This is a genomic window from Candidatus Zymogenus saltonus (assembly GCA_016929395.1).
GTDB classification, from domain to species: domain Bacteria; phylum Desulfobacterota; class Zymogenia; order Zymogenales; family Zymogenaceae; genus Zymogenus; species Zymogenus saltonus.
Genome location: JAFGIX010000049.1, coordinates 38,118 through 47,479, shown reverse-complemented (window position 1 = coordinate 47,479; position 9,362 = coordinate 38,118). Strand labels below are relative to the sequence as shown.

Below are 9,362 nucleotides of genomic sequence, written 5' to 3'. Positions count from 1 at the left end.
TTTCTCTGTTTTTACAATACTTTGGAAAGATTTGATGTCCATGATTTACCTTATCATGGTGGCAAATCTTTTACAATCACCTAAAATTATATCAATATACATCCATAGTGCTTAATATACGTATTCATAATTTATAAAAATAATACTGATCTGTCAAGAAAATATAATTTTGAATTTTACTTTATTTCTCTTTAAATTTAAATACCAAACCCCGTTTCACCGTATCAAGGCCACACTCCTTAACCTGTCCTCCCTCGATCCCAGCGCCAGTATCTCCCACCTCGACTCGGGCTTTAACCTGATCTCCACCTTAACTGCAGAATTTCCCCCCGCGCCGATATTTGTAACCCCGGTGACCTCCCCCCTGATTGTTCCTGTCGCCAGGATCCTCGTAACAATCGGTATAACGAAGGCCTCGTCTCCCGGGTGTATGCCTCCGCTCCCCGATTTAGATTTGCAGATCCCCTCGAAGTAGACGCTTCCATCTTTGACGATCTCCGCGGCCCTGTCCCCCTTGAGGAGGTAGCCGCCCTCCCAGGCGAAACATTTGGTGATGAATCCGGTCTCGGGCGAGAGGACGAAGACCGACCCGTATTCCCCCTCGATCTTCAATATCTCCTCCTCAACACTTTTTATCTCCCCCAATATTTGATCGTAATCCCTTTTCGCCCTCTCGTTTAGGGCCACCGCGAAATCGTACTCCTCCTTTGTCCTGAAAACCTCCCTCTCGGCAATCGCCCCCTTGCTGAAGAGCATCCTGTTTTTCAGATACCTCCCCTTGGAATACCCAATCTGTATTTTAGATTTCTCGTACTCCTCCTTCGCCTCTTTAACCTTCTCCTGAAGCGACTGAAGCCTCTCGAGATATTTTTTAAGTTTCTCCTCCGTATCCTCAAGCCCGATCTTAAGTATTAGCTCCCCCTCCTTTACCCTGTCCCCTACACCCCGCTCAATCCTCTCAACCTCCCCGGACGCCCCTGCCGTGACGATGATCTTGTCGGAACGGATCACCCCCAAGACAAACTCGGCCTCCTTGAAGGAGCAGCCCGGGTAAAGGAGAATAAGGGGGACAAGCGCGACAAAGAAAATCAACTCCTTCAAAGGCTTTATATATCTGATCGGTCTCATCTGTCACAACCACTCGAAAGCGACCTGAGAAAAAATATCCTCATTACTCAGAGCACCTACTTCGTAAAAAAAGGGGGTCCCGATTAGAATCGAGACCCCTCACTGGTTTTTTTCATATCATACTTGAAGATATTTGCTGCATTAGCCGCTTTAGCCTGAAAGCCTAAAATCTGAATCACGATATCGCAATGGCAAAACAGCACGACAGCAAAAAGTAATTTTGGCCCTTAGCCCTTTTACTTTTTCATTTTCTCCAGCTCGGCCGCGCGAAGCTCCTTTCTCAGGACCTTTCCGACCGCGCTCATCGGCAACGAATCCCTGAACTCAACGGTCTTCGGCACCTTGTACTTGGCAAGCTTGGTCTCACAATACTTGATCATCTCCTCCTCCGTGGCCGTCTCACCCTGCTTCAATACCACAAAGGCCTTGACGGTCTCGCCCCGGTATTCGTGGGGGATTCCGACGGTACAGGCCTCGGCCACCTTCGGATGGGCGTACAGGGCCTCGTCGATATCCCTGGGGTAGATATTGTACCCGCCGGCTATGATCATGTCCTTCTTCCTGTCGACGATATAGAAGTACCCCTCATCGTCCATCTTGCCGATGTCGCCGGTGAAGAGCCATTCGTTCTTTATGGCCTCCTTTGTCTCCTTCGGCTTCTGATAGTATCCGTGTGTGACCTGCGGCCCCTTGATTAAAACCTCACCCGGCTCACCAACAGGCATTTCCTTCTTGCCCGTGTCCAGATCGACAATCTTCAGCTCGGTATCGGGTATGGGGAGACCGATGCTCCCGACCTTTGTCTTCCCTCCATACGGATTGATGGTGGCCACGGGGCTTGTCTCGGAAAGCCCGTAACCCTCGCAAATCTGAGAGCCTGAGGCGGCCTCGAACTCTTTAATGGTCTCCATGGGCAGGGGGGCGGCCCCGGAAAAGCACCCCTTAAGGGAGCTGAGATCGAACTTCTTGAAATCGGGGTGTCTCAGCATTCCAATGTACATGGTCGGAACCGCCGCCAGAAATGTCGGTTTACATGAATCGATCGCCTCCAAGAGCGCCTGCGGCTCCGGCCTCGGGATCAAGACCATTCCCCATCCGTTCCATACAGAAAAGTTCATCACTGCGGTCATTCCGAAGGAGTGAAAGAAGGGCAGAGCCCCCGTTTGGATTTCCTCCCCCTTCTTGAATGTGGGAAACCAGACACCAATTTGCTGGACATTTTTGCTCAGGTTTTCGTGAGTCAGCATGACTCCCTTTGAAACGCCGGTAGTGCCGCCCGTGTACTGGAAAGCGGCGATATCATCGAATTTGAACTTGATCTTAGGCGGATTCGGCTTGGTCTTATTGATGAGATCGACAAACTCGTGAACTCCATCGGTCTTCTCGATCTTTCTGAACATCGTCTTCTTGACTATCGGAAACAGCTGTTTCTTGGGGAAGGGGAGATAGTCATTAATGTGACATACAATAATATCCTTTACCTTCGTCTTCGGCCTCAAGGCTATCATTCGTGGGGCCAGGAGGTCCAGCGTAACGAGATATTCCGACTCCGAGTCGTTGAGCTGGTGCTCCAGCTCGGGATCTGTGTAAAGGGGGTTGTTTAGCACCATCGACGCTCCGGCCATCATCGCGCCGTAATACGCGATAACCATCTGGGGGATGTTGGGCAGAAGCGTAGCCACCCTGCTCCCTTTCTTGACCCCCATCTTTGCAAGCGCCGTCGCGAACCTGTTCACCATATCCCCCAGCTCCTTGTAGCTGATCACCTTTCCCATGAAGAAGATGGCCGGTTTTTCCGGAAAATCCTTTATCGTACGGACGAATGCCTCCGTCAAAGTTGTCTTTTCAAAATTAACGTTTTGAACGACGCCCTCGGCATAACTCTTCAACCATACCTTTTTCTGGGGCTTTGACGCGCTCTTTGTCTCTTTCTTTGCCATTTTTACCTCCTAAATTTATATAGTGTACCGATCCATTAGTAAAAATATGGTTGAATATATCACTAAAATCAATTTTTTCCAAATATATATTACAAAATCTTGTAAAAAATTCAATCCAAAACTCATTTTATTTGAAAACCGATTCAGAAAAATATATATACCTATGACTTGATAAAATGGCCTTCAGGATTTTGAAATTTTTTTACTTTACGGGGGGACTAATATCTGTTAAAATCCTTTTTTAACTTCAGCGGCGAGGGAAATGCCAAAGGTAGACAGAAGCGGCGTAAAGATCGATTATGAGGTTGTCGGCACAGGCAAAAAAGAGATAGTCCTCATCAACGGGATGGGAAGGGACAGAAACAGCTGGATTATGCAGAGGCATGCTCTGTCCGAAAGATTTACTCTCATCCTCTATGATCACCGGGGATGCGGCAAGAGCGACAGTCCAAAGGACGGCTACGACATGCCGAATCTGGTTGAAGACCTGAAATCGGTAATTGAGGCCGCCGGGTTTAAAAGGCCCGTCCTAATGGGGGTATCCATGGGGGGGATAGTGGCCCAGAGCTTCGCCGTCACATATCCCGATTCGATAGGAGGCCTCGTCCTTATCTCCACATCAGCAGGAAAACCGGGTCTCGGAAACCTGACCAAGCGGTTTGAACAATATGTCAAGGATATGCCCGACTGCGATCCCGAAGAGAGGGTCAAGAGGGGGTTAACGCTCATCTTCTCGCTCGAATTTGTCGAAAAGAACAGAGAGGCAATCGACGCTCTTATCCCGGGATTTATGGAAAGCTCGGCCAGCCCCGAAGTCTACAACGAGCTTTTGCCCCGGTTGAAAGACTATTCGATATACGACAAGTTGAACAGTATCAAAGTGCCCGTCCTCGTCCTGGCGGGAGACGCAGACGCCATTGTAGATCCCGAGAACACCAGGGAGCTTGCCCGGGTCATCCCGGGGGCCAGGGAGATCATCTATCCCGGGGCGGGCCACGGGCTGGTCATCGAGCGTTACGAAGATCTCAACAGAGACGTGATTGACTTTATATCCAAACTGGACGAGAAAAAGCAATGAGTGGAAAAAAGTTTTCGGACTGGACGATAAGACTCGCAAAGTTTTGTAAGGATAGATGTGTGGTGCGCACCAGAGCAAGGGAAAAGGGAAGCGGCTTTCTCCACCAGATGGTAAAGATCGAGAGGCACTTTTGTCCCACGTGCAGGGCCTACGAAAAGGTGTATGGAGTACCGGCCTATATGATATATGAAGCGCAACTCAAAATAGAAAAGTGAAAATTGTTTAATGAGGTAGTGACATGAGAAATTGGATTCTGGTTGTTATTGTTGTTGTCTTGGCGGTATACGGGGGCGTTTCTTACTATTTTTCCAGCAAACTGCTCTATCCACACCTGGCAAACGATGAGGAGCTGAAGGCGGAATACGGTCCCATCTCTCCCGACGAGGTGGATCTTGCGGTTGAAGATGTTCAATTCCAGGCAAGGGGAGACGATGAAATCACGATCAGCGCATGGTGGATTGAGACGAAGAGAGCAAGCTATCAAAAAAAGGCCTTTATACTGGTCCACGGGGCGAACTCGAACAAAAAGGCCTTGACCCGCTACGCCCCCTTCTTCGTTTCAAGGGGGATATCGGCACTCCTCATAGACCTCAGGGGTCACGGGGAAAGCTCAAAGGGCTATAACACCTTTGGAGACAAGGAGAGGAACGATGTAATGGGGGCCGTCGACTTCCTTTCCGAGAAAGGCTACGCCCCTGAAGATGATATCGGGCTTTTCGGCCTCTCTATGGGTGCCACGGCATCGTACCTGGCGGCGATGGATTTAAACAAGAAAAAGGCCGGCACTGTGGATATTTTGATCTTCGACTCCGGGATCGCCGATGTTCCATCATCGATAGAGTTCAACTCGAGGAAGGCCGTGGGAGGTGCCGTTACCTTTCTCCTCCCGGGAGCCCTCATTACGGCATGGTCAAGGAGCTGCGCAGATTATAAGGACGGGAGTCCTATAGCCCACCTTGACGACATCGATATACCCATCCTGTTTGTTATGCACGACATGGACGAGATAGTCCCCTACGATGAGCAGGTGGAGCTGTATGAAGGATACAAAGGGCCTAAGGAGGAGTTGAAATTTGAGGGTCTCGGCCATCACAGGGGTCACGTCGAGAAGAAGGTGGAATACGAAGAGGCTGTGGACAAGTTCCTGAAAAAATACAACTTTTAGATTAGACAAATATTGGGAAGAGCGTGTGAAACGCTGACGCAATAACAGAACAAGAGAGCCCGAAAGAAATTACATCTCTATTGTCGGTGAATAAATTAGAAAACGTCAAAAGATATAAAGAGGATTTGCCCGTCTGAAACGATGAGTTATAAATAGGCAAGCTGAGTGACACATCTGCCGCGTTTACACTATTTTTAAGAAAGTATACGGAGTTTCGGCGTATATGAACTTCGGTTTTAAAAAATGTATAACCATTGGAAGAGGTGTCAAGATGAAAAAGTGGATTACTATTCTTATTGTCGTTATCCTTGCCTCCTACTGCGGTATTTCCTACTACTTCTCCAGTCAACTCCTTTACCCGCCGTTGATGAACGATGAAGAGATGAGGACGGAATACGGGCCCATCTCACCGGAAGAGGCAAGCCTTAAAGCGGAAGAGGTCTCTTTCCCGGCAAGGGGAGACGACAAAATCACGATCAGCGCATGGTGGATCGAAGAAAAACCCTCCACTCCAAAAAAGGCGTTTGTCCTCGTTCACGGAAGGAGATCAAACAAAAAAACGTTGTGCCGCTTCGCCCCGATATTCGCCTCGAGGGGGATATCGACCCTCCTTATCGACCTTCGGGGTCACGGGGAGAGCACGGACGGCTATACAACATTCGGGGACAAGGAGCGGGAGGATGTCATCGGCGCCTTCGACTATCTTTTTGAAAAGGGCTATTCCCCCGATGACAAAATTGGTATCTTCGGCATCTCAATGGGCGCAACAACATCCTTCCTCGCGGCGATGGATTTAAACAAGGAAAGGCCCGGCTCGTGGACATCATGATCTTGGATTCCATGATGCCCGACGTCCCCGCCTCGATAGAGCTGAACTCGAGAAGGGCGGTAGGAAAAGCAACGCCATTTCTCCTCCCGGGGGCCCTTATCACGGCGAGGTTGAGGAGCGGAGCCGACTACGAGGACGGGAATCCGATCGCCCACATCGACGATATATATATCCCGATACTTTTTATAATGCACGATATGGACGAGCAAATCCCGTATGACGAACAGATGAACCTGTACGAGAGATACGAAGGCCCCAAGGAAGAACTGACGTTTACGGGGCTGAAGCACCACAGGAGTCATGCAGAAAAGGGAGCTGAATATGACGAGGCGATACGTAAGTTTATTGAGAAATACGGTTTTTAAAATGCCTTGATGCAGAATGGGGGGCGACAAACCTCGCCCCCCTTTTATAGATCTAATCTAAGATTTGTTAAACCGTTTTCTTTCCCTACTTTTTCCTGAAGACTATCTCGTCCTTCTTGACGTCCACGACAACATTGTCCCCTTCGACTATCTCCCCCTCGATGATCTTTGAGGCAAGCCCGTTCTGGATCTCCTTCTGGATTATCCTTTTTAAAGGCCTCGCCCCGTACTGGGGATTGAATCCCTCCTTTGCCAGGTACTCCATCGCATCATCCGTAATCTCAAGGTCTATCTTTCTCTCCTTCAACAACGCCTTTACATGCTCCGTCTGTATCTTGACTATCTCCTTGATATTTTCCATGCCCAGCCCGTTGAAAAAGATGATCTCGTCGATGCGGTTCAGAAACTCCGGCTTGAAGGTCTCCCTCATGAGGGACATGACGAGCTCCTTCATCTTTGCGGGATCGGTCTCCGACATCTCGATGATATAGGAGCTTCCGATGTTGCTGGTCATTATTATGACCGCGTTCTTGAAGTCCACGGTCCTGCCCTGCCCGTCGGTGAGCCTTCCGTCGTCGAGAATCTGCAGAAGGATGTTAAAGACATCCGGGTGCGCCTTTTCTATCTCGTCGAATAGGATCACCGAGTAGGGTCTGTGCCTGACCGCCTCGGTGAGATACCCCCCCTCCTCGTATCCGACGTAGCCGGGAGGGGCGCCGATGAGCCGCGCCACGGAGTGTTTTTCCATGAACTCGCTCATGTCGATCCTCACCATCGCCTTCTCGTCGTCGAAGAGGAACTGGGCAAGCGTGCGGGTCAACTCCGTCTTCCCTACGCCGGTGGGACCTAAAAAGATAAAAGAGCCAATAGGCTTATTCGGATCGGATAGGCCGGCCCTGGCCCTCCTCACAGCCTCCGAGATGACCTTAATCGCCTCGTCCTGCCCCACGACCCTCTCCCTCAGGCGGTCTTCCATGACGAGGAGCTTTTCCACCTCGCCCTCCATCATCCTGGTCACCGGAATTCCGGTCCACTTCGAAACCACCTGGGCGATGTCTTCCGCCTCCACCTCCTCGGTGAGCATCTTCTTATCGGCCTGAATCTTGGAGAGGTTGTCGCTCTCCTCCTGAAGCTCCTTCTCCAGCTTAATAAGTACCCCGTACTGGAGCTCCCCGGCACGCTCGAGGTTTCCCTCCCGCTGGGCCTTCTCGGCCTCGATCTTCGCTCCCTCTATCTTCTCCTTCAGCTCCTGAATTCGCTTTATCTTGTCCTTCTCCTCCCGCCAGTGAACCTTCAACGCGTCCGACTTCTCCCTCAGGTCGGAGAGCTCGCCGACTATCTTTTCGAGGCGCTCCTTGGAGCCCTTGTCCTTCTCCTTCTTCAGCGCCTGCCTCTCTATTTCCAGCTGAATTATCTTCCTCTCTATCTCGTCTATCTCGACCGGCATGGAATCGATCTCTATCCTAAGCTTCGAGGCCGCCTCGTCTATGAGGTCGATCGCCTTGTCCGGCAAAAAGCGGTCGGTAATATAGCGATTGGAGAGGGTGGCCGCGGCGATTATGGCGGAATCCTGTATGGCCACGCCGTGGTGAACCTCGTACTTTTCCTTCAGCCCCCTCAAGATCGAGATGGTATCCTCGACCGACGGCTCCGTCACCATGACCGGCTGAAACCTCCGCTCCAGGGCGGGGTCTTTCTCGATATGCTTCCTGTACTCGTTTAAGGTCGTGGCGCCGACGCAGTGAAGCTCACCTCTCGCCAGGGCGGGCTTAAGCATGTTAGAGGCGTCCATGGAGCCCTCCGCGGCTCCGGCGCCCACAACCGTGTGCATCTCGTCGATAAAGAGGATTATCATCCCGTTCGATGACGTGACCTCCTTTAAAACCGCCTTCAGTCTGTCCTCAAACTCGCCCCGGTACTTCGCCCCGGCGATAAGGGCGCCGATGTCTAATGCCACGAGCCTCTTGTTTCTCAACGTCTCCGGGATGTCGCCGGTGACTATCCTCTGGGCCAGCCCCTCGACTATGGCGGTCTTTCCCACACCCGGCTCCCCGATCAGAACCGGGTTGTTCTTGGTGCGCCTCGAGAGGACCTGGATGACCCTCCTTATCTCCTCGTCCCTCCCGATTACGGGATCGAGCTTTCCTGCCCTCGCGAGCTCCGTAAGGTCCCTGGCGTACTTTTCGAGGGCCTGATACTTCCCCTCCGGGTCCGGATCTACGACGCGCTGATTGCCCCTGATCTCCTTCAACGCCTTCATGACGGCGTCCTTGGTGACCCCGTTTTTCTTGAGGAGCTCCGCCACCGGCGTTCCCTTGTCCTCCGCCATCGCCATCAGGAGGTGCTCGGTGCTAACGTACTCGTCGTTCAACGAATCGGCCATCGAAAAGGACTTCTCGAGGACGTTCCTCAGCCCGTAAGATATTTGCGGCCCGGAGGCCCCGGCCCCCTCCATCCTCGGCTGTTTATCGAGGAGCTCGTTTAGGCCGCTTTCGACAGCATTCCTGCCGGCCCCGAGCTTCTTCAGGATGGGGACGACAACCCCGTCCTCCTGCGTAACGAGGGCGTGCATGAGGTGCATGGTCCCGATCTCGGGATTTCCCCGCTTTGAGGCCGTGTCCTCCGCTGCGGCTATCGCCTCCTGGGTCTTTATGGTGAATTTGTCGGGTCTGATCATCTCAAGCTCTCCTTTTTCGGCCCGCCATTATTTCATAATTAGGGCCCGATTTTCAACTTTTGTAGCATTAATTTAGGCACTCCATCCCATTTTGTCAACCTGCGGGGATATTCCTGCCAATATATGAAAATGTGTGCGGCCGATTGTATGACAAGCCATATATCAGCGGACAATCGAGTA

General features: G+C 51.3%; 8 protein-coding genes. 5 read left to right on the top strand and 3 right to left on the bottom strand.

Annotated features, from left to right (window positions below):
* Positions 1-216: 216 nt before the first annotated feature.
* Together JW984_09830 and JW984_09825 are read right to left on the bottom strand one after the other, a co-directional pair.
* Positions 217-1,128 carry a hypothetical protein gene (locus tag JW984_09830; GenBank protein MBN1573480.1) on the bottom strand — a complete coding sequence of 304 codons (912 nt, stop codon included), beginning with the start codon at positions 1,126-1,128 and terminating at the stop codon, positions 217-219.
* A 236-nt stretch (positions 1,129-1,364) separates the two neighbouring features.
* A complete protein-coding gene (locus JW984_09825; protein MBN1573479.1) occupies positions 1,365-3,068 on the bottom strand; it encodes a long-chain fatty acid--CoA ligase in 1,704 nt (567 codons plus the stop codon).
* Between the two features lie 262 nt (positions 3,069-3,330).
* Between JW984_09825 and JW984_09820 the strand changes: the two genes are divergently transcribed.
* The 5 genes from JW984_09820 (at position 3,331) to JW984_09800 (ending at position 6,505) form a co-directional block, all read left to right on the top strand.
* Positions 3,331-4,146, top strand: a complete 816-nt coding sequence (locus tag JW984_09820) for an alpha/beta hydrolase (protein ID MBN1573478.1) — start codon at positions 3,331-3,333, stop codon at positions 4,144-4,146.
* Positions 4,143-4,361, top strand: coding sequence for a hypothetical protein (locus JW984_09815; protein ID MBN1573477.1), 219 nt, complete (start codon positions 4,143-4,145; stop codon positions 4,359-4,361). The genes JW984_09820 and JW984_09815 overlap by 4 nt, the downstream gene beginning before the upstream one ends.
* 23 nt (positions 4,362-4,384) lie before the next feature.
* Positions 4,385-5,311 (top strand): alpha/beta hydrolase, encoded by a 927-nt coding sequence (locus JW984_09810; GenBank protein MBN1573476.1) that lies wholly within the window; start codon positions 4,385-4,387, stop codon positions 5,309-5,311.
* Between the two features lie 271 nt (positions 5,312-5,582).
* Positions 5,583-6,140 carry an alpha/beta hydrolase gene (locus tag JW984_09805; GenBank protein MBN1573475.1) on the top strand — a complete coding sequence of 186 codons (558 nt, stop codon included), beginning with the start codon at positions 5,583-5,585 and terminating at the stop codon, positions 6,138-6,140.
* The gene (locus tag JW984_09800) at positions 6,128-6,505 is read left to right on the top strand and encodes a hypothetical protein (protein MBN1573474.1); all 378 of its coding nucleotides are present in this window, start codon (positions 6,128-6,130) and stop codon (positions 6,503-6,505) included. Before JW984_09805 ends, JW984_09800 begins: the two co-directional genes overlap by 13 nt.
* Before the next feature lie 85 nt (positions 6,506-6,590).
* Here the strand turns inward: JW984_09800 and clpB are convergent, their stop codons facing one another.
* A complete protein-coding gene (gene clpB / locus JW984_09795) occupies positions 6,591-9,182 on the bottom strand; it encodes an ATP-dependent chaperone ClpB (GenBank protein MBN1573473.1) in 2,592 nt (863 codons plus the stop codon).
* Between the last annotated feature and the right edge of the window lie 180 nt (positions 9,183-9,362).

Coding starts and splice junctions, on each gene's coding strand:
- JW984_09830 (MBN1573480.1), bottom strand. CDS start 1,128: ATGAGACCGATCAGATATATAAAGCCTTTGAAGGAGTTGATTTTCTTT.
- JW984_09825 (MBN1573479.1), bottom strand. CDS start 3,068: ATGGCAAAGAAAGAGACAAAGAGCGCGTCAAAGCCCCAGAAAAAGGTA.
- JW984_09820 (MBN1573478.1), top strand. CDS start 3,331: ATGCCAAAGGTAGACAGAAGCGGCGTAAAGATCGATTATGAGGTTGTC.
- JW984_09815 (MBN1573477.1), top strand. CDS start 4,143: ATGAGTGGAAAAAAGTTTTCGGACTGGACGATAAGACTCGCAAAGTTT.
- JW984_09810 (MBN1573476.1), top strand. CDS start 4,385: ATGAGAAATTGGATTCTGGTTGTTATTGTTGTTGTCTTGGCGGTATAC.
- JW984_09805 (MBN1573475.1), top strand. CDS start 5,583: ATGAAAAAGTGGATTACTATTCTTATTGTCGTTATCCTTGCCTCCTAC.
- clpB (MBN1573473.1), bottom strand. CDS start 9,182: ATGATCAGACCCGACAAATTCACCATAAAGACCCAGGAGGCGATAGCC.